Origin of the sequence: Bradyrhizobium sp. CCBAU 51765 (assembly GCF_015291725.1) — a bacterium.
GTDB classification, from domain to species: Bacteria; Pseudomonadota; Alphaproteobacteria; order Rhizobiales; family Xanthobacteraceae; genus Bradyrhizobium; species Bradyrhizobium liaoningense.
In genome coordinates this window covers 6,505,780-6,532,043 of sequence record NZ_CP030038.1, presented here as the reverse complement: position 1 = coordinate 6,532,043, position 26,264 = coordinate 6,505,780, and the positions used below count along the sequence as shown (strand labels likewise).

28 protein-coding genes are annotated in these 26,264 nt (G+C 64.8%); 15 read left to right on the top strand and 13 right to left on the bottom strand.

What is annotated here, in order from left to right:
• Nucleotides 1-172: 172 nt before the first annotated feature.
• The 4 genes from XH96_RS30870 to XH96_RS30855 form a co-directional block, all read right to left on the bottom strand.
• Entirely contained in the window at nucleotides 173-2,134 is a 1,962-nt protein-coding gene (locus XH96_RS30870; protein WP_194389314.1) for a bifunctional diguanylate cyclase/phosphodiesterase, read from the bottom strand.
• A gap of 268 nt (nucleotides 2,135-2,402) precedes the next feature.
• Nucleotides 2,403-3,263 carry a DMT family transporter gene (locus XH96_RS30865; RefSeq protein WP_194389313.1) on the bottom strand — a complete coding sequence of 287 codons (861 nt, stop codon included), beginning with the start codon at nucleotides 3,261-3,263 and terminating at the stop codon, nucleotides 2,403-2,405.
• A 69-nt stretch (nucleotides 3,264-3,332) separates the two neighbouring features.
• Nucleotides 3,333-3,893 (bottom strand): TetR/AcrR family transcriptional regulator, encoded by a 561-nt coding sequence (locus tag XH96_RS30860; RefSeq protein WP_246789796.1) that lies wholly within the window; start codon nucleotides 3,891-3,893, stop codon nucleotides 3,333-3,335.
• A 179-nt stretch (nucleotides 3,894-4,072) separates the two neighbouring features.
• On the bottom strand, nucleotides 4,073-4,438 hold the full coding sequence (locus XH96_RS30855; RefSeq protein WP_194389311.1) for a nuclear transport factor 2 family protein: 366 nt from the start codon (nucleotides 4,436-4,438) through the stop codon (nucleotides 4,073-4,075).
• Between the two features lie 99 nt (nucleotides 4,439-4,537).
• Here XH96_RS30855 and XH96_RS30850 point away from each other — a divergent pair, with 99 nt between their 5' ends.
• From XH96_RS30850 to hemC, 3 genes are all read left to right on the top strand, one after another.
• Complete coding sequence (locus XH96_RS30850) at nucleotides 4,538-5,128, top strand: TetR/AcrR family transcriptional regulator (RefSeq protein WP_194389310.1); 591 nt, start codon at nucleotides 4,538-4,540, stop codon at nucleotides 5,126-5,128.
• Between the two features lie 232 nt (nucleotides 5,129-5,360).
• Nucleotides 5,361-6,986, top strand: a complete 1,626-nt coding sequence (locus XH96_RS30845) for a GMC family oxidoreductase (protein WP_194389309.1) — start codon at nucleotides 5,361-5,363, stop codon at nucleotides 6,984-6,986.
• 26 nt (nucleotides 6,987-7,012) lie between these two features.
• Entirely contained in the window at nucleotides 7,013-7,993 is a 981-nt protein-coding gene (hemC, locus tag XH96_RS30840) for a hydroxymethylbilane synthase (RefSeq protein WP_194389308.1), read from the top strand.
• 307 nt (nucleotides 7,994-8,300) lie between these two features.
• Here hemC and hemE read toward each other — a convergent pair whose 3' ends face one another.
• Nucleotides 8,301-9,335, bottom strand: coding sequence for a uroporphyrinogen decarboxylase (gene hemE / locus XH96_RS30835; protein ID WP_194389307.1), 1,035 nt, complete (start codon nucleotides 9,333-9,335; stop codon nucleotides 8,301-8,303).
• A gap of 105 nt (nucleotides 9,336-9,440) precedes the next feature.
• Between hemE and XH96_RS30830 the strand changes: the two genes are divergently transcribed.
• Together XH96_RS30830 and XH96_RS30825 are read left to right on the top strand one after the other, a co-directional pair.
• Complete coding sequence (locus XH96_RS30830; RefSeq protein WP_165935713.1) at nucleotides 9,441-9,656, top strand: hypothetical protein; 216 nt, start codon at nucleotides 9,441-9,443, stop codon at nucleotides 9,654-9,656.
• 174 nt (nucleotides 9,657-9,830) lie between these two features.
• On the top strand, nucleotides 9,831-11,741 hold the full coding sequence (locus XH96_RS30825) for a diguanylate cyclase (protein ID WP_194389306.1): 1,911 nt from the start codon (nucleotides 9,831-9,833) through the stop codon (nucleotides 11,739-11,741).
• Nucleotides 11,742-11,747: 6 nt separating this feature from the next.
• On the opposite strand, the gene XH96_RS30820 is transcribed toward XH96_RS30825, so the two are convergent.
• Nucleotides 11,748-11,966, bottom strand: a complete 219-nt coding sequence (locus XH96_RS30820) for a SlyX family protein (RefSeq protein ID WP_194389305.1) — start codon at nucleotides 11,964-11,966, stop codon at nucleotides 11,748-11,750.
• The gene (locus XH96_RS30815; protein WP_194389304.1) at nucleotides 11,956-12,723 is read right to left on the bottom strand and encodes a rhodanese-related sulfurtransferase; all 768 of its coding nucleotides are present in this window, start codon (nucleotides 12,721-12,723) and stop codon (nucleotides 11,956-11,958) included. Before XH96_RS30815 ends, XH96_RS30820 begins: the two co-directional genes overlap by 11 nt.
• Nucleotides 12,724-12,919: 196 nt before the next feature.
• Between XH96_RS30815 and ggt the strand changes: the two genes are divergently transcribed.
• From ggt to XH96_RS30800, 3 genes are all read left to right on the top strand, one after another.
• Complete coding sequence (gene ggt, locus XH96_RS30810; protein ID WP_194389303.1) at nucleotides 12,920-14,506, top strand: gamma-glutamyltransferase; 1,587 nt, start codon at nucleotides 12,920-12,922, stop codon at nucleotides 14,504-14,506.
• Between the two features lie 269 nt (nucleotides 14,507-14,775).
• Nucleotides 14,776-14,967, top strand: coding sequence for a hypothetical protein (locus XH96_RS30805; RefSeq protein ID WP_194389302.1), 192 nt, complete (start codon nucleotides 14,776-14,778; stop codon nucleotides 14,965-14,967).
• Nucleotides 14,968-15,028: 61 nt separating this feature from the next.
• Nucleotides 15,029-15,493: an FKBP-type peptidyl-prolyl cis-trans isomerase gene (locus tag XH96_RS30800; protein ID WP_061878596.1), complete on the top strand. Its 465-nt coding sequence runs from the start codon at nucleotides 15,029-15,031 to the stop codon at nucleotides 15,491-15,493.
• Between the two features lie 106 nt (nucleotides 15,494-15,599).
• On the opposite strand, the gene XH96_RS30795 is transcribed toward XH96_RS30800, so the two are convergent.
• Complete coding sequence (locus tag XH96_RS30795) at nucleotides 15,600-15,818, bottom strand: CsbD family protein (protein WP_194389301.1); 219 nt, start codon at nucleotides 15,816-15,818, stop codon at nucleotides 15,600-15,602.
• Nucleotides 15,819-15,946: 128 nt separating this feature from the next.
• On the opposite strand from XH96_RS30795, the gene XH96_RS30790 reads away from it, so the two are divergent.
• The 3 genes from XH96_RS30790 to XH96_RS30780 all read left to right on the top strand — a co-directional run bounded on the left by XH96_RS30790 (nucleotide 15,947) and on the right by XH96_RS30780 (nucleotide 17,536).
• Nucleotides 15,947-16,456 carry a cupin domain-containing protein gene (locus XH96_RS30790; RefSeq protein WP_024341406.1) on the top strand — a complete coding sequence of 170 codons (510 nt, stop codon included), beginning with the start codon at nucleotides 15,947-15,949 and terminating at the stop codon, nucleotides 16,454-16,456.
• Between the two features lie 131 nt (nucleotides 16,457-16,587).
• On the top strand, nucleotides 16,588-17,016 hold the full coding sequence (locus XH96_RS30785; RefSeq protein WP_194389300.1) for a VOC family protein: 429 nt from the start codon (nucleotides 16,588-16,590) through the stop codon (nucleotides 17,014-17,016).
• A gap of 31 nt (nucleotides 17,017-17,047) precedes the next feature.
• Nucleotides 17,048-17,536 carry a VOC family protein gene (locus XH96_RS30780; RefSeq protein WP_194389299.1) on the top strand — a complete coding sequence of 163 codons (489 nt, stop codon included), beginning with the start codon at nucleotides 17,048-17,050 and terminating at the stop codon, nucleotides 17,534-17,536.
• Between the two features lie 155 nt (nucleotides 17,537-17,691).
• On the opposite strand, the gene XH96_RS30775 is transcribed toward XH96_RS30780, so the two are convergent.
• Together XH96_RS30775 and XH96_RS30770 are read right to left on the bottom strand one after the other, a co-directional pair.
• Complete coding sequence (locus tag XH96_RS30775) at nucleotides 17,692-18,843, bottom strand: hypothetical protein (RefSeq protein WP_194389298.1); 1,152 nt, start codon at nucleotides 18,841-18,843, stop codon at nucleotides 17,692-17,694.
• Nucleotides 18,844-18,845: 2 nt separating this feature from the next.
• Nucleotides 18,846-19,547, bottom strand: coding sequence for a FecR domain-containing protein (locus XH96_RS30770; RefSeq protein WP_194389297.1), 702 nt, complete (start codon nucleotides 19,545-19,547; stop codon nucleotides 18,846-18,848).
• A 51-nt stretch (nucleotides 19,548-19,598) separates the two neighbouring features.
• Here XH96_RS30770 and XH96_RS30765 point away from each other — a divergent pair, with 51 nt between their 5' ends.
• Nucleotides 19,599-21,029, top strand: a complete 1,431-nt coding sequence (locus XH96_RS30765) for a phospholipid carrier-dependent glycosyltransferase (RefSeq protein ID WP_194389296.1) — start codon at nucleotides 19,599-19,601, stop codon at nucleotides 21,027-21,029.
• Nucleotides 21,030-21,085: 56 nt separating this feature from the next.
• Here the strand turns inward: XH96_RS30765 and XH96_RS30760 are convergent, their stop codons facing one another.
• Entirely contained in the window at nucleotides 21,086-21,727 is a 642-nt protein-coding gene (locus XH96_RS30760) for an OmpA family protein (RefSeq protein WP_194389295.1), read from the bottom strand.
• Between the two features lie 395 nt (nucleotides 21,728-22,122).
• On the opposite strand from XH96_RS30760, the gene XH96_RS30755 reads away from it, so the two are divergent.
• Nucleotides 22,123-22,368, top strand: a complete 246-nt coding sequence (locus tag XH96_RS30755) for a hypothetical protein (protein WP_194389294.1) — start codon at nucleotides 22,123-22,125, stop codon at nucleotides 22,366-22,368.
• 110 nt (nucleotides 22,369-22,478) lie between these two features.
• Nucleotides 22,479-23,645: a winged helix-turn-helix domain-containing protein gene (locus XH96_RS30750; RefSeq protein ID WP_194389293.1), complete on the top strand. Its 1,167-nt coding sequence runs from the start codon at nucleotides 22,479-22,481 to the stop codon at nucleotides 23,643-23,645.
• Between the two features lie 18 nt (nucleotides 23,646-23,663).
• On the opposite strand, the gene XH96_RS30745 is transcribed toward XH96_RS30750, so the two are convergent.
• Entirely contained in the window at nucleotides 23,664-24,584 is a 921-nt protein-coding gene (locus XH96_RS30745; RefSeq protein WP_194389292.1) for a DUF1932 domain-containing protein, read from the bottom strand.
• A 226-nt stretch (nucleotides 24,585-24,810) separates the two neighbouring features.
• Here XH96_RS30745 and XH96_RS30740 point away from each other — a divergent pair, with 226 nt between their 5' ends.
• Nucleotides 24,811-25,815, top strand: a complete 1,005-nt coding sequence (locus tag XH96_RS30740) for a LacI family DNA-binding transcriptional regulator (protein ID WP_246789795.1) — start codon at nucleotides 24,811-24,813, stop codon at nucleotides 25,813-25,815.
• Here XH96_RS30740 and XH96_RS30735 read toward each other — a convergent pair.
• Nucleotides 25,781-26,257, bottom strand: coding sequence for a DUF2809 domain-containing protein (locus tag XH96_RS30735; RefSeq protein ID WP_194389290.1), 477 nt, complete (start codon nucleotides 26,255-26,257; stop codon nucleotides 25,781-25,783). The two genes, XH96_RS30740 and XH96_RS30735, sit on opposite strands and share 35 nt — an antisense overlap.
• Nucleotides 26,258-26,264: the final 7 nt, after the last annotated feature.

The following is a 26,264-nucleotide window of genomic DNA, read 5'->3' as shown; positions in this document are numbered from 1 at the left end:
CCGCGCCGCGGGCTCGACCTCTCCCGCTTGCGGGAGAGGTCGCGCCAAAGGCGCGGGTGAGGGCTCTCTCCTCTTGGGGAATCCCGCCGTGGAGACACCCTCTCCCAAACCCTCTCCCGCAAGCGGGAGAGGGGGCTCACCGCCGCTGTGGCCACTACTTTGCGCCAATCGCCTACGCCGCAAAATTCGCCCGAGGCTTCCTCGCATCCAGCAACGCCAGCACGCCATTGGCCGACACCGGCCGGCTGATCAGGTACCCCTGCACTTCGTCGCAACTGATCTGGCGCAGACATTCGAGCTGGTCGGCAGTCTCGACACCCTCCGCCACCACGCCGATCCGCAAATCGCGCGCGAGCCCGATCACCGATTTGACGATCGCGGCGCAGTCCGGCTGCACCAGCATGTCGCGGATGAAGGACTGGTCGATCTTGATGCGGTTGAACGGCAGCTTGCGCAGGTAGGTCAGCGAGGAAAATCCGGTCCCGAAATCGTCCAGCGCCACCGTGACGCCGAGCTCCAGCAGCGCGTTCAGGATCGTCGCGGCCGAGCCGTATTTCGACAGCAGCATCGATTCCGTGATCTCGATCTCGAGCCGGTGCGGGGCGATCCTGGCATCGGCGAGCGCCTGCACGATGATCTGGAGGATGCCTGTGTTGTGAAATTGCGCTGCCGAGAAATTGACGGCGACCCTGATGTCTTCCGGCCACTCGGCAATACTTGCGCAGGCGCGTCGGATGACCCATTCGCCGATCTCGTGGATCAGCCCGGTCTCCTCCGCGATCGGGATGAATTCGCTTGGCGGCACCAGCCCGCGCGAAGGATGCTGCCAGCGCAGCAGCGCCTCCAGGCCGGTGATCCGGTTGGTGCCGAGATCGAGGAATGGCTGGAACACCAGGAACAGCTCGTTTCGCGCGATCGCACCTTCGAGGTCTGATTGCAGCGCCTTGCGGTCGCGGGACAGCCTGTCGTCGGCTTGTTCGAAGAAGCACACCGTGCCCGGCCCCGCTTTCTTGGCGCGGTAGAGCGCCGCGTCGGCGTTCTTCATGATGTCGAGCGCGGTGCTGCCATCGCGTGGCGCCAGCACGATGCCGACGCTGGTCGCGCCGACGATCTGGCGGCCCTCGATCTGGAACGGTTCGGTGAAGGCCGCGACGAAGCGCTCGGCGATTTCGAGCGCATCTTCCGGCCGCGCCAGATTGGCCATGACCAGCGCGAACTCGTCGCCGCCGATGCGCGCGACGTGTTCGGCCGCGCGCGTGCAGCGTTGCAGCCGGCTCGCAACCTGGACCAGGAATTCGTCCCCGGCGGGATGACCGAACTGGTCGTTGACCTCCTTGAAGCGGTCGAGGTCGAGCAGCAGCACCGCGAATTCCTCGCCCGACAGCGCCAGCCGCTTGAGCGCGGCATCGAGCGTTTCGTTGAAGGCGACGCGGTTGGGCAGATGGGTGAGGGGATCCAGCCGCACCGTGCGTTCGGCTTCGATCTGCCGCATCACGCGCCGCGCGAACGCGAACGAATTGACGAACACGCCGCGCAGCAGCACGCTTCCATAGACCACGACGAGGAAGGCGATCAGCAGGAAGGCCAGGTCGCCGTTCCTGCCGAGGCAGATCGCGATGCCGACGAAGATCGGCGCCGTGAAGGCGATGGCCGCGATCGGAATGGTGGCGAAGGCCAGTGCGCCGCCGGCCAGCATGCCCGAGCACAGGCAGGTGATGACGAGCTGGCCGCCGCTCGAAGCGTCGGCGAAGAAGGCCACCGGGACGATGCCCCAGGCGGCGCCGAGGATGAAGGCATTACGCACCAGCCGGTGCATGGCACGACGCGAGACGAATTGCGGCTTGGTGATGCGGCGCGACGCGCGCGATTGCAGCCCGAAAGCAATCGCGGCGCCGGCGACGGTGACCCCCCAGATCAGGGCCGGAATCTTGGCCGGCGACTGCCACAGTGCGATGGCGAGAACGACGGCATTGCAGGCATTGGCGAGCATGATGCCGACCGAATAGCCGAGCACGAGCGACATCTGTTCGGCCCGGATATACCCGGCCACGGCCTCGTCGGTCGCGGGACCGCCAAAGGCCGACAGATCGCCGGCGAACAGCCGCGCGACATAGTTGGTCGTTTGAGTCCGCATGCGATAGCCTAGCAGCACCGGCCGTTGTCCGGCTCGATCAGGAGAATTCGTTGCAAACCTTTGACGAACTATGAATTATCCCCGTTTGCCACGACCGGCGTGACCACATCTGCGTGTTCAATTCACGGTATCGGTAACAAAATCGATACAACGCGCGGCGACGGCGCCGTGCTCGTATCCTCTTGAACTGGCGCCGCAGCAGCTCGGGCGATGTTCGCCTCACCCCCGGCCGCGAGCTCCGCAGGCCACCGCGAAGGGGCTTCCGGGGTCAAATTGAGCGAGCGCGCGGCCTTACTTGTGTGATGCCGACCCCGGAAATCGCGAGCAGCCCGCCGATGATCAGCTTCGGCGTAATGCGGTCGCCAAGGAAGAAAACGCTCGAAAGCAAGGCAAATACCGGAAGCAGCAGACCGAAGGGAGCGACGCGAGCCATCGAGCAACGGGCGATCAGCCAAAACCAGAGGCCAAACCCAATGATGCCACCGATGAGGACCGTGTAGGCGAGCGCCAGCCAGCCTCGTTCGCCTGCCGTCACAAGGCTCGCCGCTTGTCCATATTCGAGGAGCAACGACATCAACATGACCTGCGGCACCGTGAACAGCGACGACCATCCCATCAGCGTCAAGGGATCGAAGGGGCCGTAGCGTTTCGTCAAGACGTTGGACACCGCGAAGGCGAAAGCTGCTCCAACCACAAGCAGCAGCGGAAGCGGGTTGGCGGACTGGCCCGGCTCCGCTGCCAACACGGTCACGCCGACGAATGCAAGCACGACTCCGGCACAGGTGGCGAGAGACGGCCTCTCCGCCAGCAGCGGCCAGGCCAACAGGACGGTGAAGGGCGTTGCGAGTTGATATGCGACCGCCGACATGCTCCCCGAGCCGAGCCCAAGGCCAACATAGAACAACCCGAAATTCAGTCCACCCAGGAACAGCGAAATGGCTGCGACAGGGCCGAGCTGTCGACGCGCGGGCCTGTCGACGAACGGAACAAGCAGCAGCGCGATCGCCAGAAAGCGCAGTGCGAGGAAGAAGAGCGGCGGAAACTCCGCAACGCCCACTTTGATGGCCACGAACTGATAGCCCCAGATCAGGGGAACGGCGATTGCGCAGACGATCTGGATGGCAGACATGGCGCGCGTCCTTTCAAGATCGATCAGTCCAGATTTAGGCAAGCCGATGAGCGAGGGGCGCATGGGTGCTTACCTGACGAAACGGCCGATGAGAGCGTCGGCGGTGGCTTGGGATGTGATCCGTGCCGGTGCGGTCTTGCCGACCACGCGCAGCCCTTCGACGAAACAGACGAGAATTCGGGCGGCTGTTGCCGGCTCAACACCGTCCGCCAACTTGCCCGCCGCTTTCGCGCGGGACAGTGCATCCATTACCTTGGCTTCCATCGCCTTGAAGAAGCTCGCAACGCGCCGACCCACTTCGGCATCCTGGCCGGCCAATTCCATTGCTGTGGCCACCAAGAGGCATCCGCGCCGGCCGTTGCTCCCGCTGGTGCGCTCGACGTAACCGGCAAGGTAGGCCCGCAGGCCCGCGACCGGATCGTTGCCGGGGTCGAATTCCATTTCCATCCGCGTCAAGGCATCCGCGATGTAGCGGTCAAGCGCGCGCAGGAAGAGCGAATGCTTGTCACCAAAAGCGGCATAGAGGCTGCCCCGGGACAGCCTGGTCGCACGAAGAAGGTCGGGCAGCGCCGTGGCGTGATAGCCGCGCGACCAGAACACATCCATCGCGCGTTCGACAGCGACGTCCATGTCGAAACTTCGCGGCCGGCCACGGGGCAGCCGCGCTGGAGTCTTTTGCCTCATGCAGATATATAGACCTATCGGTCTTTAAATGGCAAGTGCCGCGAAGGACCCGCAACCAGTTCTGGATGATCTTCACCTTCCCGGCCGAGAGTGAGCACCTGCGTCGCGCCTATGCGCGCTGCAGGTCAGCGTCCGAGCTGCTTCGGATCGTAATAGAAGCGCTCCTCGATCAACTGGTCGCTCCGCCAGATCTGCCACGCGATCTCGTCCAGCGTCCGCGTGACGCCTTCGGCATTGGTGAAGCTGAAGGTCCAGCGCGTCGCGACATTGTCACCTTCGATCAGGCTCGGTCCGATCCGGACGGCCTTGACCTTCTTGGAAGCCGCCAGCACGCCGCGCTCCTTGGCGACGAGCTTGTCGCGCCCGACCGTCGGGGCGGCGTTGTTCTCGTAAGTCGCGGCGTCAGGCGCATAGAACTGTTCGATCGCGCCGACGAAGTCTCCATCTTCCAGACGCCTGGCAAATGCTTCGACGATGTCACGGCTGGGCATGGACCACCTCACAACAAAACCGACTGATAGTCGGTAAATACCGACCGATAGTCGAAAAGTCAACTGGCCGCGTGCAGCGAATTCGACTAGAGGGGAGCCATGGCGAAGCAGGCGGAGCGACGGGCAGCGACTTCGGAGGCGATCCTGACGGCGGCGCGCCGCTTGTTCGGGACGCAAGGCTTTGCCGCCACCACCATGGACGAGATCGCGGAAGGCGCTTCCGTCGCCAAGGGAGCGGTCTATCATCACTTCAAGACCAAGGAGGCGGTGTTCGAAGCCGTATTCGACCAGGTCTCGCGCGACCTCGTTGCCGAGATCGACCGCACTGCACGGGCCGAGAAGGACGTGCTCGCCGCGATGGTCGCCGGCACCCAGCATTACTTTGCGGCGACAGCGAAGGGCCCGACCGGCCAGATCATTTTGCGCGACGGTCCCGCCGTGCTCGGCTGGGAACGCTGGCGCGAGATCGACGCCAGGCATTTCGGCGGCAAGCTGCCGCGGGCGATTGCGGCGGCGATGGAGGGCGGCCTGATCGCCCGCCAGTCGGTCGAGCCGCTGGCGCGGCTGCTGCTCGGCGCGGTGACGGAAGCCGCGGTGGCCTGCGCCGGACGCGCTGACATCGCAAGGGCAGGCGCGGAATACGCCCGTGCGTTCAAGTCGCTGGTCGAGGCGCTGCGCGTCAAGCCATGATTGTGCTAATGCGGACTGAGTGATGTGGGCGGTATCGACGCCGCACTCGGATCACCTCTCCCGTAGGGAGAGGTCGGACCGCATCGAAGATGCGATCCGGGTGAGGGGTTACGGTCTCACCTGCCGTTGCGGCCCCTCACCCGGATCGCTACGCAATCCGACCTCTCCCCGCTGGGGAGAGGTGAAGTGACGACACTGGAAACGCCCACACCAACAAGAAGAACAGTAGCGCATGAACGCAAATTCCTCCCTCGCGCCGTCCGATCCCGAATTCGACTACGTCATCGTCGGCGCCGGCTCCGCCGGCTGCGTGCTCGCCAACAGGCTCTCCGCGAGCGGCAAGCACAGCGTGCTGCTGCTCGAAGCCGGCCCGAAGGATTCCAACATCTGGATCCACGTCCCGCTCGGCTACGGCAAGCTGTTCAAGGAGAAGACGGTCAACTGGATGTACCAGACCGAGCCGGAGCCCGAGCTGAAGGGACGCCAGGTGTTCCAGCCGCGCGGCAAGACGCTGGGCGGGTCAAGCTCGATCAACGGCCTGCTCTATGTCCGCGGCCAGCATGAGGACTATGACCGCTGGCGCCAGCTCGGCAACACCGGCTGGGGTTATGACGACGTGCTGCCGTATTTCAAGAAGGCCGAGAACCAGTCGCGCGGCGCGGATCAGTATCACGGCACCGGCGGCCCGCTGCCGGTGTCCAACATGATCGTGACCGATCCGCTGTCGAAAGCCTTCATCGACGCCGCGGTCGAGAGCGGTCTGCCCTACAATGCCGACTTCAACGGCGCCACGCAGGAAGGCGTCGGCCTGTTCCAGACCACGACGCGCAACGGCCGGCGTGCCTCGACGGCGGTGGCCTATCTCGGGCCCGCCAAGACGCGCGGCAATCTGAAGATCGAGACGTCCGCCCTCGGCCAGCGTATCCTGTTCGAAGGGCGCCGCGCGGTCGGCGTCGAATACCGGCAAGGCGCCGCGTTGCGCCGTGTGCGCGCGCGGAAGGAGATCGTGCTGTCGAGCGGCGCCTACAACTCGCCGCAGCTGCTCCAGCTTTCCGGCGTCGGTCCTGCCGATCTCCTGCGCAAGCACGGCATCGATGTGGTGCTGGACGCAGCCGGCGTCGGGCGCGATCTCCAGGACCACATGCAGGTCCGCATCGTGATGCGCTGCTCGCAGAAGATCACGCTGAACGACACCGTCAATCATCCGCTCCGCCGCACCATGGCCGGCGCGCGCTACGCGCTGTTCCGCAAGGGCTGGCTGACGATTGCGGCCGGCACGGCGGGCGCATTCTTCAAGACCAGCCCGCGGCTCGCCTCGCCGGACATCCAGGTCCACTTCCTGCCGTTCTCGACCGACAAGATGGGCGAGAAGCTGCACGATTTCTCCGGCTTCACGGCGTCAGTGTGCCAGCTCCGGCCCGAGAGCCGCGGGACCTTGCGCATCAAGAGCGCGGACCCGACCGTGCCGCCGGAGATCCGCATCAACTACATGTCGACCGAGACCGACCGCACCACCAACGTCGAGGGCCTGAAGATATTGCGCAAGATCCTGAACGCGCCGGCGCTGAAGCCGTTCGTGGTGGATGAGTATGATCCCGGGGCAAAGGTATCTACGGACGCCGAAATATTGGATTACTGCCGCGAGCGCGGCAGCACCATCTATCATCCGACCTCGACCTGTCGTATGGGCAACGACGCGCTCGCGGTGGTCGATCAGCGGCTGAAGGTGAGGGGGCTCGACGGCCTTCGCGTCGTCGATGGCTCCATCATGCCGGATCTCGTCTCCGGGAATACCAACGCGCCGATCATCATGATCGCCGAAAAGGCCTCCGACATGTTATTGGAGGATGCGGGCTGACCCGCGATCGTCGAGAGGACCACGATTTGGCAAGGCGACTGAAGATCGGCACACGCAAGAGCACCATGGCGCTGGCGCAGACGGAAGAGATCGCGCGCCGCCTGACCGCCGCGGTGCCCGGTCTCGAGGTCGAGATCGTCAAGTTCGACACCACGGGCGATCTCGACCAGACCAGCAAGCTCTTGCCGCATGGCGGCAAGGGCGGCGCCTTCGTGGCGCAGATCCGCGCTGCCGTGCTGTCGGGCGAGCTCCAGGCAGCGATGCATTCGCTGAAGGACATGCCCGGCAACGAAGACACGCCGGGCCTCGTCATCGGCGCTACCTTGTCGCGCGATCCGCCCGGCGACGCGCTGGTGCTGCGGCCTGGCGTGACGCTGGAAGCGCTGCGCCAGTCGCGCGGCAAGGGGTTCAAGATCGGTACCAACGCCGTGCGTCGGGCGGCCTATGCGCGGCGCCTGTTTCCGGAGGTGGAGGTGATCCACTTCCGCGGCGCAGCCGACACGCGCGTGCGAAAGCTCGACAACGGCGAGAAGCAGCGGCTGCCCGACGGCGGCGCGGTCGGACCGGCCGATGCACTGATCATGGCGCGCTCGGGCCTCAATCGCGTCGGCTTGTCCGGCCGCATTGCCTATGAATTCAGGGCAGCGGAGATGCTGCCCGCGGCAGGGCAGGGCATCGTCGCCGTCGAATGCGCCGCGCAGGACTGGCAGACGCGACAAATCCTGTCGTCGATCGACGATCCGGCCGCGCGTGCCTGTGCCGACGCCGAGCGCGAGGTGCTGTGGGTGCTCAACGGCCATTGCAATTCGCCTGTGGCGGCATTTTCGACCGTCATTGTCCATCGGATGGCGCTGACGGCATCTGTGCTCGACCTCGCCGGCAACACCATCATCGAGGCCGCGCGCGACGGCTTCGCCGATCGTCCGCGCGAGCTCGGCCGTGCGGTGGGATTGGACCTGCTGGCGAAGGGTGCGGCGGAGATCATCGAGCGCAGCCGGCCGCGCTGAGCTACGCAAAAATCGCAATTCCGATCATGCCGTTCTGCGCCTGTTTTGCCCGACGTGTCAAACGGGTGGGAGGAATCATGCCCGCTTCGTGTTTTCAATGACTTGGCTACTGTGCATGGGGTTGTTTTCGTACTTCTCGTAGGACCCGATTAAAACGGCTCGTCATGCCCGGGCTTGTCCCGGGCATCCACGTTCTTCGTGTCGCACGGCAAGGCGTGGATGGCCGGGCCTTCGCCGCGCCGAAGCGGCTTCGGCCGCGCAGGCGGGACAAGCCCGGCCATGACGACCTGGGTAGACGGCTTGTCCCTCAGCCCCGCACGCGCTTGATCATCTGCTCGACATGGGCGATCGGCGTTTCCGGCTGGATGCCGTGGCCGAGATTGAAGATCAGCCGTCCTTGCGCAAAATTGGCCAGCACATTGTCGACTGCGCGGTCGAGGGCGGCACCGCCTGTGATCAGCACCAGCGGATCGAGATTGCCCTGCACGGCGACCCTGCTTTGCACGCGCTCACGGATGAAGGCCGGCTCCGCGGTCCAGTCGATGCTGACCGCATTGACGCCGGTTGCCTCGACATAGCCGGGCAGCAGTGCGCCGGCGCCGCGGGGGAAGCCGATGATCTTTGCATTCGGCACCTTGGCCCTCACGCCCTCCACGATGCGCCGCGTCGGCTCGGTCGACCAGCGCGCGAACTCGGCGGGCGGCAGCACGCCGGCCCAGGTGTCGAAGATCTGTAGCGCGTCGGCACCGGCTGCGAGCTGTGCCAACAGATATTCGATCGAGCGGTCGACCAGCACGTCGATGATCTCCGAGAAAGCTTCGGGATGACGGTACGCCATCATCCGCGCCGGCGCCTGGTCCGGCGTGCCGTGGCCGGCGACCATGTAGGTCGCGACCGTCCACGGCGCGCCGCAGAAGCCGATCAACGCGGTCTTCGGGTCCAGCGCGCCGCGCACGATCTTCAGCGCCTCGAACACCGGTGCGAGCTTGCCGAGGTCCGCGCGCGGCGCCAGCGTCGCGACCTTGGCTGGATCGTCCAGCGGCTCGAGCCGCGGGCCCTCGCCGACCTCGAACCGCACCGAGCGTCCGAGCGCATAGGGGATCACCAGAATGTCGGAGAAGATGATCGCCGCATCGAAGCCGAACCGGCGGATCGGTTGCAGCGTCACCTCGGCGGCAAGCTCCGGGTTGAAGCAGAGATCAAGGAAGCCGCCTGCCTTGGCGCGCACCTCGCGATATTCCGGAAGGTAGCGCCCGGCCTGGCGCATCATCCACAGCGGCGGGATGGCTTGGCGCTGGCCGGAGAGCACGTCGATGAATGGCTTTTTTGCAGACTGGGGCACGAATGGTCCTGAAGAAGGTTATCGCCCCTGATACACCGCCGCGGCCTTCAGCGGAACAGGGGAACCTGTGCAATCGGTCCGCGTTGACAGTCCATGGAGGAGATCATGGCTGAGACATTCAATCCCGCGCCGCACGACAAGCATGCCGACGATCTGCACGAAGCCCTTGCTGCCGACCGGCAATCCAAGCTCGACGCCGGGCTGAAGGATACGTTCCCGGCTTCCGATCCCGTGAGCGCCGCGCAGCCGACGCCCTCGAAAGCCGATGCGGATGCCGACCATCCCTCGCTCTGGGACAAGGTTAAGGCCATCTTCAGCTAGCAGCGGCGGGCGCGCCGGATTCCGACAGGCTTGCTAATGCCCTGTTAGCGATGCGTTGATCGTTGCGTCCGTAGGACTACTGGAAGCGGGTCGATCGCCACGTATTCCGGTAGCGATTTCAGGGTTCCCTAACAGAAGCGGCAGAGTTTCCGGTCGACCGGAGGACACTGCCGCATGAGCGCTGCTACCCAACGACCTGGATCGAGCCGCCTGCCGCTGCGCGCGGCGGCTTTCGTCGTGCTGACCTGCGCGACCATCCTCGGCGTCAGCGGTTGGCGCGAGTGGGCGACACGCGACGCAGTGCTCAAGGTTGCAGAGACGGAGATGGCGAACGTCGCCCGTTCGCTGACACAGCATGCCGAGGACAGCCTCGATCTCCTGGATTCCGGCGTCGTCGGCGTGGTCAGCCGGCTGGAGATGGATGGCACCGCGCCGGCCACGGTCGCCAAGATTGGACAGCTCCTGGAGGCGCGCAAGAAGGCGATCGCGCGTATCCACAGCCTCGACATCATCGACGATCAGGGCAACTGGCTGACCTCGCCCGGTATGGTCGGCTCGACCCTCAGCGATGATGCGTTCTTCCGACATCACCAGCTTTCGCCGAAGCGCGAGGCCTATGTCGGCCGTCCCGTGAAGAGCCTGCTCGATGGCGAATGGGTCGTCCCCCTGTCACGCCGCTTCAACAAGCAGGACGGCAGCTTCGGCGGCGTGGTGCTCGCGACCATCAGCTCCAGATATCTTTCGCATTTCTACGAGCAGTTCGAGATCGGCCGCAACAGTTCCGTGACACTGATGCATGGCGACGGCATGATCCTCGCGCGCGATCGCGGCAACGAGCAATTCGTCGGACGTAGCGTCGCTGACACGCCTTTTTTCCGCGAGCCGAGCCTGCAGCGGCCGAGCGGCGCCTATCACTTCAAGTCGGCGCTGGACGGCGCCGAACGCGTCAGCTTCTTCAATCGCAGCAGCCGTTTCCCGCTTCTTCTGGTTGCCTCGGTCGACGAGGACGAGCTGCTCGCGCCCTGGCGTGCCGCGGCAATCTCCCGCATGCTCTACGTGCTCGCGCTGGTGATGCTGATCGCGGTCATCGGCGGCGTGCTGGTGCGGCAGTTGCACCGGGGCCAGCGCATGGCCGTCGCGCTGGCCGAGAAGGAGGCGCATTTCCGTCTGCTCGCCGAAGGCTCCAGCGACATGGTGACGCGCATCGGCCTCGACGAGCGGCTGCGCTATGTCTCGCCCTCGTCGGTCCGCGTCGTCGGCAGGCGCCCCAATCAGCTGATCGGCACGCCGGCTCTTGCGGGCATCAAGCCGGAGGATCTGCCGGAGGTCCAGGCGATCATCGACGCCATGAAGCGTGGCGAGAAGGAGGAGGCGCGTTTCACCTATCGCAACGCGCACCGGCAGAACGGCGAAGTCTGGCTCGAATCGACCATGCGGGTGACACGCAAGGGCAACGGCAACGTCGATGGCATGGTCGCGATCACGCGCGACATTACCGAGCAGAAGAGGCTGGAGACCAGGCTGGAGACGCTTGCGATCGAGGACGGCCTCACCGGCCTTGCCAATCGTCGCTGCTTCGACGAGCGGTTGAAGGAGGAGTGGGCGCGCGCCTATCGCGACCGTTCCAGCCTCGCCTTGCTGATGATCGACGTCGACCGTTTCAAGGCCTACAACGATGAATACGGCCATCCCGCCGGCGATGCTTGCCTGCGCCGGGTCGCAAGGATCATCGCGGCCGAGACGCAGCGCGCCGGCGATCTGGCGGCGCGCTATGGCGGCGAAGAGTTCGCCGTGCTGCTGCCGAACATCGACACCGCCGGCTGCGCCCGGATCGGCGAGCGGATCCGCAGTGCCATTCACGAGGCCGGCCTCGTTCATAGCACCAATCTGCCGGCCGGATGCGTCACCGCCTCGGTCGGCGGAGCGACCTGCCGGCCGGCGCTGGAGCGCACGGCGGGAGTGGGCTCGCTGGTCGAAGCTGCCGACCGGGCGCTCTACGCCGCCAAGGACGCAGGCCGCGACCGCCTGGTGATGTCCGGCGAGGTCATGAACCTGAACTTGCTGCCCAAGGCGTCCGGCGAGTAAGACCGATCAATAATGCGGCGGACGCTCGTTGGCGTGCCCCGGCGCATTTGTCTCGGCCTCCTGGAGCCGCTCGTTGAGCTGCGCGATCTGCCGCGTCAGCGAGTCGATCTGTTTCCACTGTGCGGTGATGGTCTGGTTCAACGTCTCGATCGTGTCGTCCTGGTAGGCAAGGCGCGTCTCCAGCGTGTCGATGCGTTCGCTCAGCGTCTTGATCTCATTCGTCACGGCCGTGCCCCTTGTCCCGTTCGCGCAAACCGTGGCCGAGCGCCACGCGCTCGTCGAACACGAAGCATTCGCCGCGCCAGCGGCTCTCAGCCTCCGGCACCTGCTCGAGATATTTGAGGATGCCGCCTTTGAGGTGATAGACCTCGGTAAAGCCGCGCGCGAGCAGATGCGCGCTCGCCTTCTCGCAGCGAATGCCGCCGGTGCAGAACATCGCAATCCTGCGATGTTTGGCCGGATCAAGCTCAACCGCGGCAAAGTCCTTGAACTGGCCGAAGCTCTTGATGCCGGGGTCGACCGCGCCCTCGAACGTCCCCATGGCCACTTCGAAGGCGTTGCGGGTGTCGAGCAGCAGCGTGTCGGGCTTCGCAATCAGCGTATTCCACTCGATGGCATCGACATAGGTGCCGACTTGGCGGGTCGGATCGGCAGTCTCGTCACCGAGCGTGACGATCTCCTTCTTCAGCCGCACCTTGAGCCGCCCGAACGGCATCGCCTCGGCGGTCGAGAATTTCAATTCGAGCTTGTTGAGCCTGCCGCCGAACATGTCGCCGTGTGCGAGTTCGTGGGCGAAGCGATCGATCGCCTCCGGCGCGCCGGCGATCGTGCCGTTGATGCCCTCCTGCGCCAGCAGCACGCTGCCCTTCAGCGCAAGACCAGCGCAGAAGTCGCGCAACGGCTCGCGCAGCTCGCGGTAATCGGGGAGGGCGACGAATTGATAGAAGGCCGCGACCTTAGCGGCCGAAATCGGATCAGACATGGCGGCTCGTTTAGCAGGCGGCAGCCATCCGGAAAACCCGCACGGCTGCCGGCGTCGAAAACTCCATACGCCCAGCAGATGGCAGCCATTTTCCTGGTATGCCAGCATTGCCCCGCCGGGCCGGAATGTGTCATGTAGACGCGGTTTTCGAGATGGCGCGCCACTCGCGCCCACGGCCAAGAGAGCAAGAAATTCGATGAGAAACTTCCATTTCCCCGGCAGGTCCACGGTCCACGCCACCAACGCGATGGTTGCGACCTCGCACCCGCAGGCCTCGCTCGCGGCGATCGAGGTGCTGCGCGATGGCGGCACGGCGGTGGACGCGGCCGTTGCCGCCTCTGCCCTGCTCGGCGTGATCGAGCCGCAATCGACCGGCATCGGCGGGGATTGTTTTGCGCTGATCCAGCCGCGCGGCGAGGGCAAGATCATCGCCTATAACGGCTCCGGCCGTGCCCCCAGGGCGGCGAACGCCGACTGGTATCTCGAGCGCAAGATCAACTCCGTGCCGCTGACCTCGGCGCATGCGGTCTCGATTCCCGGCGTGATCGATGCCTTCGCGACGGTTCTGCGCGACCACGGCAAGTTCGGTTTCGACCGGCTGCTTCAGCCCGCGATCAAGGCGGCCGAGGAAGGCTACGTCGTCGCGCCGCGCATCGCCTTCGACTGGAAGAACCAGTTCGAGAAGCTGAAGAATGGCACCAACACGGTGCGCTACCTGCTGCCGGGCGGCAAGCCGCCGGTGGCCGGCGACGTCATTCGCCAGGCCGAGCTCGGCAAGACCCTGCGCGCGATCGCCAAGGATGGCCGCGACGCCTTCTACAAGGGGCCGATCGCGGAAGACATGGTCGAGACCCTCACGGGAATCGGCGGCCTGCACACGCTCGACGATTTTGCCGCGCATACCACTGAGGTGACGACGCCGATCGGCACCATGTACAAGGGCTACGACGTCTGGCAGTGCCCGCCGAACGGCCCGGGCGTCACCGCGCTCTTGATGCTCAACATCCTGTCGCGCTTCGATCTGACCAAGTACGCGCCCGTGAGCGTCGAGCGTTTCCATCTCGAGGCGGAAGCCGCGCGCATCGCCTACATGAACCGCGAGATGCATGTCGCCTCTCCCGAGCACATGAGGATCAATGTCGCCGAGATGCTCGAGAAGGGCTTTGCCGACGAGTACATCAGCAAGATCCGCCTGGACGGCATGCTCGACCTGCCGAACGTGGCGCCGCCGATGAATCCCTCGACCATCTACATCACGGTCGTGGACAAGGACCGCAACGTCTGCTCGTTCATCAACTCGGTTGCGCATTCCTTCGGCTCGGCGATCGTCTCGAACAAGACCGGTGTCTTGTTCCAGAACCGCGCCGGCGGCTTCCGCATCCAGCCGGGCCATCCCAACTGCATCGAAGGCGGCAAGCGCCCGCTGCACACGATCATGCCCGGCCTGCTGACCAAGGGCGGCCGTTCGACAATGCCGTTCGCCGTGATGGGTGGCCAGTATCAGCCGACCGGCCAGACCCATGTCTTGACCAACATCCTCGACTATGGCTGCGACGTGCAGGAGGCGATCGACATGCCGCGCGGCCTGCACTACGAGGGCCAATATCAACTCGAGGACAGCGTGCCGGCTGCGATCGTCGAAGGCCTGAAGAAGCTCGGCCACAAGACCACCAGCGTGGTCGGTCCGCTCGGCGGCGCCCAGGCGATCTGGATCGACTGGGACAAGGGCACGCTCACCGGCGGCTCCGATCCGCGCAAGGACGGCTGCGCACTCGGCTATTGATCGCCGGCGCAGTTCCCCGCGCGAGATCAGGAAAAGTTGACGAAGGGCGGCGCGGCATTTGCTGTGCCGCCCTTTCTCGTTCGGAACTGCACTCATTGCTCCCGGTTAAGGGCGATGAGCAGTGCAGGCGTGCGCTGCTTTTGAGATCGCGGCGGAGGCCGGCCCATGTCAGACAAATCAAGTTCCGGAACATCATTCGATCGGCGCGCCTTCATGGAAGGTGCTGCTGGTTCCGATGACGGCGCGTGCGGCTGTGCAGGGATGCGAATGTGCCCGTCGCGTCCATGCGCTGGATAATCCGGCCTGCGCGTTCCCTCACCAGCGTCATCGCCAGGGGCCGCATCGACCGCTTCGATCTCGATCATGCTGGAGGCGTCCGAGGTGTGATCGACATCGTCACGCACGCCACCGGCCAGCGCATCCGCAAGCTGCCGGTACGGCTGGAAAATATCGAGGTCTAAAGGGGTGGAAACGGCGACGTCGTTGGGTTAGACACCTCCCGCCTCAAATGGAAGGTGCCCAATGCAGCGTTTTCAGCGCATGCTCCTCGCTATCATGTCGGCACTCGCGATCACCGTGATTGGTGGCGTGTCCGATTTCGTTTCCACCACGGCCTCAGCCCAGACCGCAGGAAAGACCATGACCACAGCTTCAGGCCTGCAGATCATCGACTCCACCGTCGGCACCGGCGCCTCGCCGCAACCCGGTCAGATCTGCGTGATGCACTATACCGGCTGGCTCTATGAGAACGGCCAGAAGGGCAAGAAATTCGACTCCTCTGTCGATCGCAAGGAGCCGTTCGAATTCCCGATCGGCAAGGGCCGCGTCATCGCCGGCTGGGACGAGGGCGTTGCCTCGATGAAGGTCGGCGGCAAGCGCACGCTGATCATCCCGCCGCAGCTCGGCTATGGCGCGCGCGGCGCCGGCGGCGTGATTCCGCCGAACGCAACCCTGATGTTCGACGTGGAATTGCTCGCGGTGAAGTGACGGCGTCGCCGTCATTCCGGGGTCGGCACTTCGTGCCGCCCCGAATGTCTGGACAAACAAGAAGACCGGCCTTTCGGCCGGTCTTTCGCTTTCAGCTCTAAGCGCGTCACTCCGCTGCGCGCTTTGCGGCAGCAGCAGCGCGATCCATCGCTTCCTTCGCGGCATCCTTGGCGTCGCCCATGACCTGCTGGCCCTTGCCCTTCACTTCCTGGACCACGCCTTCGCCCTTCATGCGATCGGACCCGGTGGCTTCGCCGATGCCCTGCTTGGCCTTGCCGATCGCCTCGTTCGCGGTGCCCTTGATCTTGTCAGTGGTGCTGCCCATGAAATTCTCCTCTCGGTTTGCTCGCAATGACAACACCGAGCGGCTACGAGGGTTCCATTTTTAGTATGGCTTGCGGCTGCAGCTTTGGGGTAGTTTGCCGCGCACGAACCAACAGAAGGCAAGTACCCATGACCGGCCATGACCACTCGCATTCCCACCATGACCACGATCATGATCGCTGGAAGCATGACGGCGTGCGCGTCATTCCGGGCAACCAGCTCGACACGAACGTGCCCTCGACGGCTGGCATGGACCGCGCGGCCGCCATCAATTTCGCACGCGTCGGCGCGCAGAAATTGTGGGCGGGCACGGTCAGCATCAAGCCGGATGCCAAGACCGGCGCGCATCATCACGGTCATCTCGAAAGCGTCATCTATGTGGTCAAGGGGAAGGCGCGGATGCGCTGGGGCGAGAGCCTGCAGTTCACCGCGGAAGCCGGTCCCGGCGACTTCATTTTCGTCCCGCCCTACGTGCCGCACCAGGAGATCAACGCCAGCCCGGACGAGGTGCTGGAATGCGTGCTGGTGCGCAGCGACGGCGAGGCGGTGGCGATCAATCTCGACATCGAGCCGGTGGAGAAGCCCGAGACCGTGCTCTGGATCGACCCGGTGCACCGCGATCCCAACGAGAAGAAGTAAGGCTGCTCGGCGCGCGGGGTTCGGTGCGGCAGGACCCCCGCTGATCGGGGTCCGAAAAATTAGTCGGAAGCGGTGTCGGATGGCGGCCTGGCCGTCCGTCCTTGGGCAGAACCCCACCCGAGGAGCTTCCGATGCCCAAGATGATCTTCGTCAACCTGCCGGTGACCGACCTCAAGCGCGCGACCGCCTTTTATGAGGCGGTCGGTGCGGTCAAGAATCCGCAATTCAGCGACGAGACCGCGAGCTGCATGGTCTTTTCCGAGACCATTTTCGCCATGCTGCTGACCCACGACAAATTCCGCCAGTTCACGCCGAAGCCGATCGTGGATGCCAGGACCTCGAACCAGGTGCTGCTCTGCCTGTCCGCGGACAGTCGCAGCGACGTCGACGATATCGTCGGCAAGGCCGCGGCGGCAGGCGGGGTGGCCGATCCCAGCCCGAAGGACGAATACAGCTTCATGTACGGCCGCAGCTTCGAGGATCCCGACGGCCATATGTGGGGTGTGAACTGGATGGATCTCGCGGCAGCCCCTCTGCAGCCCGAGATGGCGAACGCCTGATCCGAGCAAGATCTGAAGAGGAGCATTCACGATGTCCAAGCTCGTGCCCTGCATGTGGTTCAACGGCGATGCCGAGGACGCTGCAAAATTCTACGTCTCACTCGTTCCGAACTCGGAGATCACGCACGTCCAGCGCAACGTTTCGGACGGCCCCTCCGGCAAGGAGGGCTCCGTGCTCGTCGTCGAGTTCACGGTGGCCGGACAGCCGCTGGTCGCGCTCAATGGCGGCATGAAGATGGAGTACACGCACGCGATCTCGCTGATGATCCATTGCGACGACCAGGCCCAGGTCGACAGCGTCTGGAACGCGTTCCTCGCCCATGGCGGCAAGGAAGAGCAGTGCGGCTGGCTCCGGGATCGATGGGGCGTGGCCTGGCAGGTGGTGCCGAGTGTGATGTTCGAGTTCCTGTCGAGCCCGGACAAGGCAGCGGCCGCGCGCGCGGTGCAGGCCATGATGAAGATGGTCAAGCTCGACGTGGCCGTCCTGCGCCAGGCCTTCGAGGGCAAGTCGGCGGCGTGAGGCGGATGCTTTCGTCATACGATCGGTGTCATCGCCCGGCTTGACCGGGCGATCCAGTACTCCGAGACGGAAGTGATTGAACGGATGGGTCGCGGCGTGCTGGATGTCCCGCTTTCGCGGGACATGACAGCGGAATCTGGGGCGAGATCTCCGTCCTAATAATTGATCCTTAGTCCCACGCCGCCGTGGATCGTGTTCCCGACCGGCTGCGGGCCCAACGTGCCGTTGGCGAAGAGATCCACGATCCAGCCCTTTTGCACGCGGAAGCCGAGGCGGCCGCCATATTCGAACCAGCCCTGGTTGCCCATGGTCGGCACCACCACGCCGTTGCCGGTCACGGTGGCCACGATGCCGCTGTGGCTTGCAAACGACTGCACCCAGCCGCCATTGATATTTGTCTCGATGTTGCTGCCGAAGAGATGCGTCCACTGGCCGCCGATCTTGACGAGGCTGGTGCGGTCGGTGCCATCAGCGATGCTGGCGTCGAATGGATTGAACGTCACCGTACTGTCGCTATAGCCGGAGACGCGCTGCCAGAGCTGCCAGACCTCGATCGAGGCCGCGACCTCGTCGCGTGGCGAGAGGCGATTTATCCAGCCGGCGCGACCGTAGACGGCGTAGTTCGAGGCGTTGGTCGAGCTGGTCACGCTCACCGGGCCGAGACTGGTGTCGTAGCTGCGCGTGTAGCGCGCCTTCTCCCATGGCGTCAGGATCGTGCCGACGTCGAAGAACGGCCGCGACGAGCCCCAATCGGTAAAGTCATAGCGCAACGCGAAAGCGCCGATCGGTGCGCTCGTGATCTTGTAGCCGCCCTCGTCGTAATGCGTGTAGGCGATGCCGGCGAGCAGCGACAGATTGTTGGTCAGCGCCTTGCGGCCGTGGATGCCGGCGGAGAACGAGCCGGCCGAGCCGAATGCGCTGATGCAGTCGCCGCAATTGATCTGCTCGTTGACGCCGAGCAGCACCGTGCCGAGCACCCGGTTGGTGATCATCTGGTTGAAGCGCTGGTTGGCGAGGCCGCCGATCGAATTGCCGCTGGAAGCTGCGCCGATCGGTGTCGGGCTCGGCGACGGATATGGGCTGGGGGAAAGATACGGGCTCGGCGATGGTGAGGGCGCAGGACTCGGGGAGGGCGTTGGCGAGGGCGAGTAGGTCGGCGATGGATAAGGCGTCGGCTCGCTGCACTCGGACCCGCACTCCGACGCCTGCGCAGCCGCCGGGCGGGCCCCCGAGGCGACAAGCGCAAACGCGGCCGATGCGGTCAGCACGCCGATGAGGATGAGGCGCCGGAAGCGGTATTTCGTCATCGTCAGCGCCCGCACAGCATGCCGTCGTCCTGGACGGCGGGCATGATGGTCGGCGAGGCGCCGGCGTACTGATTGACCGCGCACAGTCCGGCACTCGCGGCGCAATTGGCGGCAAACGTCCAGGGCGGCGTATTGGACTTGGTGATGCTCACCCTGCCGCCGGTCGAGGTGATGATCGCGGTGTCGCCTGGCTGGGTGAGCTGCACGCACTGGGAGCTCTTGGTGCAGACGCTGGCCGCGCCGTCCTGAAGCACGACCACGGAGCGCCCGCGTTGCGAGAGAATGTCGAGCGTGGTGCCGCGCACACCGATGGTCGCAAGCGGCGTCGTGATCTTGTAAGCAGCCTTGTCGGAACGCCCGGTGACGAAGCGGAAGGCGCCGGTGGTCATGCGGATCGCGACGTCGCGATAACTGCGCTCGTCGTTGAAGACGGTGCGGTCGAGCTTCAGCGTGGCGCTCGGGCCGAGCGACAGATTGGTGCTGTCCGCCATCACGAAACGCGCGGCGCTGTCGGTGCCGGTCCGCACGGTCTCGTCGCGCAGCATGCTGTCGCCGACATTGATCGGCGTCGTGGTCGCGGCCACGCGCACCACCTCGTTCTGGATCACGACGGCTTCGCCGACGCGAGTCTGCGCCTGCGCGCTAGAGCCGGCGCACAATGCGGCCGACGAGAGGATGGAGAAAAGCCAAAAACGCAAATTCATTTCGCAACCGATCGATGTGTCCCTGATCGTACCGGATCGCGCTCGCTTGCGATGTGGCGTAATTATCACAAGCGGCGCGGGACGTGCGCTATGCTTAGTGACAGTTGCGGCAGAATGCGTTCAATGAAAACGACGATCCTTGTTTTTGTCCGCGGTGACGCAAATTTGCCACGCAAGATATCTCAACAGCAGCCCCTCGAGGCGTTCGCAGTTCCAAAGCTGTCGCGGAGCGCAGTGCTTGCTGTCGCGATTTTCCTGGTTGCCCATCTGGCGCTGCTGATCGGTCTCACTACGCCGGATAAATTCGTCTTCGACGAGGTGCATTACGTGCCGGCGGCGCGGCAGATGCTGGCGCCCGTGATGTCGCAGCCGATGCTCAATCCGATGCATCCGCCGCTGGCCAAGGAGCTGATCGCGGCGTCGATCGCGACCTTCGGCGACAACGCGCTTGGCTGGCGTTACCCCGCGACGTTGTTCGGCGCGCTGGCGATCGTCGCAATCTATCTGTGCGGGCTCGCGCTGTTTTCCGCGCAAGGGCCCGCGATCGCCGCGGCGCTGATTGCGGCGTTCAACCAGATGCTGTACGTGCAGGCGCGCATCGCGATGCTCGACATCTTTGCGCTCGGCTTCGGCCTGCTTGCGACCGCCGCCTTCATGCATGGTTTTCGCAGAGAGCGGCCGCAGGCAATGTTCGCGCTCGCGGGCAGCTTGTTCGGCTGTGCTGCGGCCTGCAAATGGAGCGGCCTGTTTCCACTTGGCGTCTGCATCGTCATCGTTGCGGTGATCCGCCTGATGCAGGGCTGGCGTACGCTGTTCGCCGACGCCAAGCCGGAGGACTGGTATCGGCCGGAGCTGTGGCCCGGCTTGAGGCCGCATCACGTCGCGCTCTGCTTCGTGGTTTTGCCGATGGTGACCTACCTTGCTGCTTTCGTGCCGCTCCATGGCGTGTCGCTGCCGGATCTGATCGAGGCGCAGCGGCGGATCTTCGCCGACAACACCACGACGGCCATCGCCGGCCACACCTATATGAGCGCATGGCCGTCCTGGCCGTTGCTCGCGCGCCCGGTGTGGTTCCTGTTCGACAAGACGGGAGATGACCACGTCGCTGCGATCGTCTTTCTCGGCAATCCGCTGGTGCTCTGGCCGGCTCTGCTCGCGCTCGTTGTGGTGCTGCGCGATTTCATCGTCGTCCGGCGGTGGGATGCATTCCTGATCGCGGCATTCTATTTCGGTCCTTGGCTCGCCTGGGCGTTGCTGCCGCGTACCCTGGGCTTCATCTACTACTACCTGCCGGCCGCGACCGCGGCGTCGCTGGCGCTGGTCTATGTGCTGCGCCGGGAGGGGCTGCCGCGTTGGCTGCTGTGGGCCTATGTCGGCGTCGCTGCGATCGGCTTTGCGGTCATGTTGCCGATCTCCGCAGCCTTCATCGGCACGTCCATGCGAACCTTCGGCCGCCTGATGCTGTTTCAAAGCTGGATATGACAACGCCGCCTGCCGGGTAGCGGCAGGCGGCGTGTCTCTTGCGCGACGATCGCGTGTTACTTCGCCGCGGTCTTGGTGTCCATGTTCACGACCTGGACGCGGCGGTTGATCGCGTCGGTGCCGTTGGCGGCATCCTTCAGCTTGGTCTCGCCGTAGCCGACGGTGACGAGATCGGTGCCGTTGAGGCCGTAGTTCTGCACCAGGTATTTCTTGATGGTGTCGGCCCGCCGTTCGGAGAGCCCTTGATTGTACTCTTCGCCGCCGGTCGCGTCGGTGTGGCCGGCGACCACGAAGGTCGAGCCCTTCAGCGCCGGATCGGACAGCGCCTTGCCGAGCGCCTGCACCGATGCCACCGACGTCTTGGCGATGTCCGCCGAGTTGTAATCGAACTGGATCTCCAGATCGATCTTCGGCTTGGTCGCAGCCAATTCGGCGATCTGCTCGCGCTCGCCCGTCGAGAGCGACCGGGTCGAGCGGTTGCGCACCGTGTTCAGGAAGGTCGCTTCCTTGGTTTGCGCGGTCGTGTCGGCCTGCGGACCGACGGACAGGCCGCGGGTTGCCGGCTTGGGCTTCAATGCGTCCAGGATCTTGTCGGTGGAGATATTGTTGTCGCCGGCCAGGGCCAGCCCTGCCGTCATCGACAGGGCTGCGGAAAGAGTAATCGCCTTCAATGCAAAAGACTTATCAAAACGGATCATTGTCGAATCCTCGCTGCTACGCCTGATGGCGATTTGATGCTGCGAGCCTAGGGGAGGTTCAAAAGCCTCGATGTGATCTTCCTCACATTCGAAATTGGCCGCGGAGACGCTGATCCGGTTTGATCGTCTGCGGCTTGAGGCGGAACTGGGAACCCCGGAAAGCCCGTTCCCGATCGTCGAAAGGGCGTCGCCCCGCGCGCCCCGCCCGCGAACAGGAATTCATCCAGAATGTTGCGACCGGGAGCGTCGGGGAGCGCCCAAAAGCCGCACGTCGAGAGCGGGCTGATTCGGCTGTGCAGCAACGAAATGTCTTCTCCCTGAAAAACTTGCCGTCGAAGAATGGCAGTTGTGGTGGCCGGCATCAGGCCGGCTGCCCTTTCTGGAGGAGAAGATTGATGAAGACCCTGTTGCTCGCGACGGCATTCGTGGCGCTTGCGCTGTCCCCCGCATCCGCCGCCAAGATGGCGTGCACCAGTGCAAATATGGCCAAGCTCGTTGCCGGGATGGGCGGCGAAGACACACCGGGCAAGGTCGCAGCGAGGAAGTCGATGGCCGCGGCCAATTCCGACATGAGCAAAGGCAACATGCGCGGCGCCTGCAAGCATTATATGAGCGCCGAGAAGGCGATGGCGATGAAGTAGGCTCCCGCGATCCCGGACGCGATGGCCGCGCTGGCAGCAGATGGCAGCGCGGCTTTTTCGTGTCCCTGCTTCTTTGCCTCCCGGCGAATCCGGCTACATTGCGTTCCGCAATGCCCCGCGCCCCGAAACCACTTCCGCTCTCGACCAAACAGGCCCGGCAGATCTGGCTGCACGCCCAGCGGCTCGACGTGCGCGCGCCGTTCGGGGAGGGCGCGCAGGCCGTCGCCGACGCGACTGCTCATCTCGGCTATGTGCAGATCGACACCATCAACGTCATCGAGCGCTGCCATCACCACATCCTGTTCAGCAGGATCCCGTCCTACCGCCGCGCCGATCTTCGCCAGGCCCACAGCGTCGACAAAAGCGTGTTCGAGTATTGGACGCACGCGCTCTCCTACGTGCCGGCCGCCGACTTCCGCTTCTTCCTGCCGGCGATGCGCGAGCACCGGCGCGAGGGACACAGATGGTTCGGTTCGGTGAAGCCGGCCGACACGCGCAAGGTGATGCGACTGCTGCGCGCCGGCCCGCTGACGATCCGCGACATCGAGGACGACGTGCTCGTCGAAAAGGAGCACCTCTGGCAGAGCCGCAAGCCGTCGAAGCGCGCGTTGCAACTCGCCTTCTATACCGGCGCCGTCACCATCAGCGAGCGCCAGGGCATGCTCAAGACCTATGAGCTGATGAACCGTCATTTCGGCTGGGACAAGCTGCCGAGGCCGGCATCGGCAAGGGAGATCACGGCCTATCTGCTCGACCGCGCGCTGCGCTCGCAGGGCGTGGTCAGTCTCGATTCGATCTGCCATCTCGACGCGCCGAGCAAGAAGCCGGTCGCGCGCCTGATCGCCTCGCGCGTCCGCCGCGGCGAGCTCGTGCCTGTTACGCTCGAGGGCGCCGGCAAGCAGGAGCATTGGGCCTCGCCCGCAGCGCTGGAGGCGGGCGGCGAAGGGCCGCCGCCCGATCTCGTCCACATTCTTTCTCCGTTCGATCCCCTGATCATCCAGCGCAAGCGCACCAATCTCATCTTCGGCTACAACCATCTGTTCGAAGCCTACGTGCCGAAGGCCAAGCGCAAGCTCGGCTACTTCGCGCTGCCCGTGCTGGTCGGCGACGAGATCGTCGCCGCGCTCGATCTCAAGACCGACCGGCAGGCGAAGAAGCTCTTGATGCAGAAATGGACCTGGGTCGGGCCGGGCAGGAAGACCGCGGGGCGCAGGGAGCTCAAGCGTGTGATCGAGGAAGAGCTCGATCGCTTCGAACGGTTTCAGCTCACGGAGTGAGCGTCGTCGTCGTCCGGTCTACGGCCTGTCTTCGAACCCGGCCGAGGCTCCGGACACGACATGAGCGTATCGGTCCAGCACCTCGTCGGCCGAGTAGCTGGAGCGTTCCGCGAATTCCTCCCGCAGGCCCAGGCGCGCGGAGACCTTCAAGCGCGCCGCCGTGGCAGTCGTCATGACGGGATCAAAGCCCAATTCGCGCAGGCCCGCTGCCACGCCGTCCATTTCCACGGCACGGCGTTCGGCATGCAGCACGTCCGAGCGGACGCACATGTCCAGGAACTTGCTGAACGTGGTGGCATCCATCGAGGCGCATAGCCCGCGCATGGTTTCGTCGCGCACGCCGGCGAGCGTCGCGGCGGTCAGCGCCTCGACCAGCAGCGCTTCCATGCCTTTGGTCACGACGCTCCGCAGCATCTTCACCGCCGCCGCCGTTCCGGCGTCTGCACCGGCCACCTCGATGCGGAAGCCCAGTGGCCCGAAAGTCTCCGCAAAGCGTGCGGCGCCGCTGCCGGATGTGTAGAGCGGGACCGCTGCGCCGTAGAGGTCGACCGATCCCATCAGATTCGCATCTGCGAACAGGCCGCCGCGCGCCTCCACGGCTGCGGCGACATGTTTTTTTGTGCGCGGGGTCGCCGCGTTGATGTCCACCACGAGAGAGCCGGGACGAATGATCCTGGAAATCGCCTCACCCGTCTCAGCCGCGACGGCAACGACAACGGCGGAAAAGATCACGTCCGCGTCGGCGAGGTCTTCGAGCCGCTCGGCGAGCGTGACGCCGCAACCGGCAGCCATCGCACGAAAGGCCTTGGAGTAGGGCGGTGCGTTGGTCTTGCCCTGACAGAATGCGAGCATCGGTGCGCCGGTCCGCGTCGCCAGATGCGATGCAAAGCATCGCGCGGCCTCGCCAAATCCAACAAAGGCGATCTTGGGCTGCGGCATGGACGGGTCTCCCTCGAGCGGCGCTTCACCGCCCACGGCCATTGTGCCGGGTTCTATCGTGGAGCTAATGAATCGGTTCATTTATAACTCATCATGGCTCGGCCTTCGAGGGCATCTATGAGGCAGATTGGCCAATTATGCAGCAGAATTGGGCGCGCCAGCTTGCCGTGATCTGTGAACCGGTTCATAAGATGGCATGGCATCACACGCTCGCCGATCGCAAACCGTGAAGGTCAGGGACGTCGCCCGGGAGGCTGGCGTCGCGATCGGCACGGTATCTCGTGTGCTCAACGATCATCCCACGGTGACCAGGGAGCTGCGCGAGCGCGTCGAAAGGGCCATGGCGCATCTCGGCTATGAGGTCGACGTCACGGCCCAGAGCATGCGCGCGGGCCGGTCGAGGCTCGTCGCCTGCGCCATTCGTGATTTCGACATCCCGCGCTTCGCGCTGTTCATCAAGGAGGCCGAAGCGGTCCTGCGTGAGGCCGGATACACCTTGCTGCTGGCGAGCACGACCAATCGTCCCGACGTCGAGATCGCCCTGTTGAGCGCTTTCCGCAGGCGCCGGGTGGATGGCGTGATGATGACGCTGACCGATGAGCAGCATCGCGACGTGCGCGAAGCGCTGTCGGAGGCGCCGATGCCGGTCCTGCTCATCGACCGGGATCGTATCGAGGCGCTGGATCGCGTCACAGCCGATCATCGCCAGGGCGCGCGCCTTGCTACGGGCCATCTGCTCGGCCTCGGCCACCGGCGAATTGCCGTGCTTGTCGGCGACACCAAGGCCTTCCCGTCGCGCAGCCGCCTCGAGGGACTTCGTGAGGCCTATGCGGCGGCGGGCGTCGTGCCGGATCCGAGGCTGCTGCGCGACAATGTGCTCTCGAGTGAAGAAGCCTATCGGGCGACGGCGTCGCTGATGAGCCTTGCCGATCCCCCGACGGCGCTCTTCGTCGCGGCGATGGATATGCTCGGCGGTTGCCTGAGAGCGCTGCGAACGATGGGCATCGCGGTCGGGGACGGGATTTCGGTGGTGGCCGGCAGCGATTCGGATCTCGCCGAATTGCACACGCCGCCGATCACGGCGATTGCGTGGGATCTCGCGGCGATGGGCCGCCATGCCGCGACCATGCTGCTGGAGCGTATGCGCGGCGAGGAGATCGAGCGCGGCCGTGGTCTCACCGTGCCGACGGAATTGATCATTCGCGGGTCGACGCGGCCTGTTGCGAATTGAGCGTGTTCGGCTGGGGCTGAATCCGGTTTCTCGCGACGCGGCTGTCGAGCCAGATGCCGGCGACGATACCGATGAGGTAGGCGACCAGATTCCACAGCGAGAATATGCGACCGAGCAGCAGCGCGCCGGCCGCTGTCAGCCGGAACGCATCGAGCCATGGCGTGTGCACCAGGCGGGAGAATTCCACGATGACCGCAATCGCCACCGCGATGGCCGCAATCTGCATCCGCGACAGCCTCGGCAGCACAACCCCGACCAGCAAGAACACCATCGTCGCCCACAAGAGCGAGCCGCCATATTTCACCACGAAGGCCGGAAGCCCGAGCGGAAAGCCGTACCAGCGCAAGCACAACCCGCAGACGATCACCATCGCGGCGAGGGCGGCGCGGATCAGCGATGTCAGGAGCGGCGCAAGAGGTTGATCCGGCTGCGCCCCGCGCATTGCTCGC

Coding starts and splice junctions, on each gene's coding strand:
- XH96_RS30855 (WP_194389311.1), bottom strand. CDS start 4,438: ATGCCCAGCCGTGACATCGTCGAAGCATTTGCCAGGCGTCTGGAAGAT.
- XH96_RS30750 (WP_194389293.1), top strand. CDS start 22,479: ATGCCCCGCGCCCCGAAACCACTTCCGCTCTCGACCAAACAGGCCCGG.
- XH96_RS30745 (WP_194389292.1), bottom strand. CDS start 24,584: ATGCCGCAGCCCAAGATCGCCTTTGTTGGATTTGGCGAGGCCGCGCGA.
- ggt (WP_194389303.1), top strand. CDS start 12,920: ATGAGAAACTTCCATTTCCCCGGCAGGTCCACGGTCCACGCCACCAAC.
- XH96_RS30735 (WP_194389290.1), bottom strand. CDS start 26,257: ATGCGCGGGGCGCAGCCGGATCAACCTCTTGCGCCGCTCCTGACATCG.
- XH96_RS30850 (WP_194389310.1), top strand. CDS start 4,538: ATGGCGAAGCAGGCGGAGCGACGGGCAGCGACTTCGGAGGCGATCCTG.
- XH96_RS30795 (WP_194389301.1), bottom strand. CDS start 15,818: ATGGGCAGCACCACTGACAAGATCAAGGGCACCGCGAACGAGGCGATC.
- XH96_RS30785 (WP_194389300.1), top strand. CDS start 16,588: ATGCCCAAGATGATCTTCGTCAACCTGCCGGTGACCGACCTCAAGCGC.
- XH96_RS30765 (WP_194389296.1), top strand. CDS start 19,599: ATGTGGCGTAATTATCACAAGCGGCGCGGGACGTGCGCTATGCTTAGT.
- XH96_RS30870 (WP_194389314.1), bottom strand. CDS start 2,134: ATGCGGACTCAAACGACCAACTATGTCGCGCGGCTGTTCGCCGGCGAT.
- XH96_RS30845 (WP_194389309.1), top strand. CDS start 5,361: ATGAACGCAAATTCCTCCCTCGCGCCGTCCGATCCCGAATTCGACTAC.
- XH96_RS30830 (WP_165935713.1), top strand. CDS start 9,441: ATGGCTGAGACATTCAATCCCGCGCCGCACGACAAGCATGCCGACGAT.
- XH96_RS30780 (WP_194389299.1), top strand. CDS start 17,048: ATGTCCAAGCTCGTGCCCTGCATGTGGTTCAACGGCGATGCCGAGGAC.
- XH96_RS30790 (WP_024341406.1), top strand. CDS start 15,947: ATGACCGGCCATGACCACTCGCATTCCCACCATGACCACGATCATGAT.
- XH96_RS30825 (WP_194389306.1), top strand. CDS start 9,831: ATGAGCGCTGCTACCCAACGACCTGGATCGAGCCGCCTGCCGCTGCGC.
- XH96_RS30775 (WP_194389298.1), bottom strand. CDS start 18,843: ATGACGAAATACCGCTTCCGGCGCCTCATCCTCATCGGCGTGCTGACC.
- XH96_RS30800 (WP_061878596.1), top strand. CDS start 15,029: ATGCAGCGTTTTCAGCGCATGCTCCTCGCTATCATGTCGGCACTCGCG.
- XH96_RS30865 (WP_194389313.1), bottom strand. CDS start 3,263: ATGTCTGCCATCCAGATCGTCTGCGCAATCGCCGTTCCCCTGATCTGG.
- XH96_RS30860 (WP_246789796.1), bottom strand. CDS start 3,893: ATGGACGTCGCTGTCGAACGCGCGATGGATGTGTTCTGGTCGCGCGGC.
- XH96_RS30815 (WP_194389304.1), bottom strand. CDS start 12,723: ATGTCTGATCCGATTTCGGCCGCTAAGGTCGCGGCCTTCTATCAATTC.
- XH96_RS30770 (WP_194389297.1), bottom strand. CDS start 19,547: ATGAATTTGCGTTTTTGGCTTTTCTCCATCCTCTCGTCGGCCGCATTG.
- XH96_RS30760 (WP_194389295.1), bottom strand. CDS start 21,727: ATGATCCGTTTTGATAAGTCTTTTGCATTGAAGGCGATTACTCTTTCC.
- XH96_RS30755 (WP_194389294.1), top strand. CDS start 22,123: ATGAAGACCCTGTTGCTCGCGACGGCATTCGTGGCGCTTGCGCTGTCC.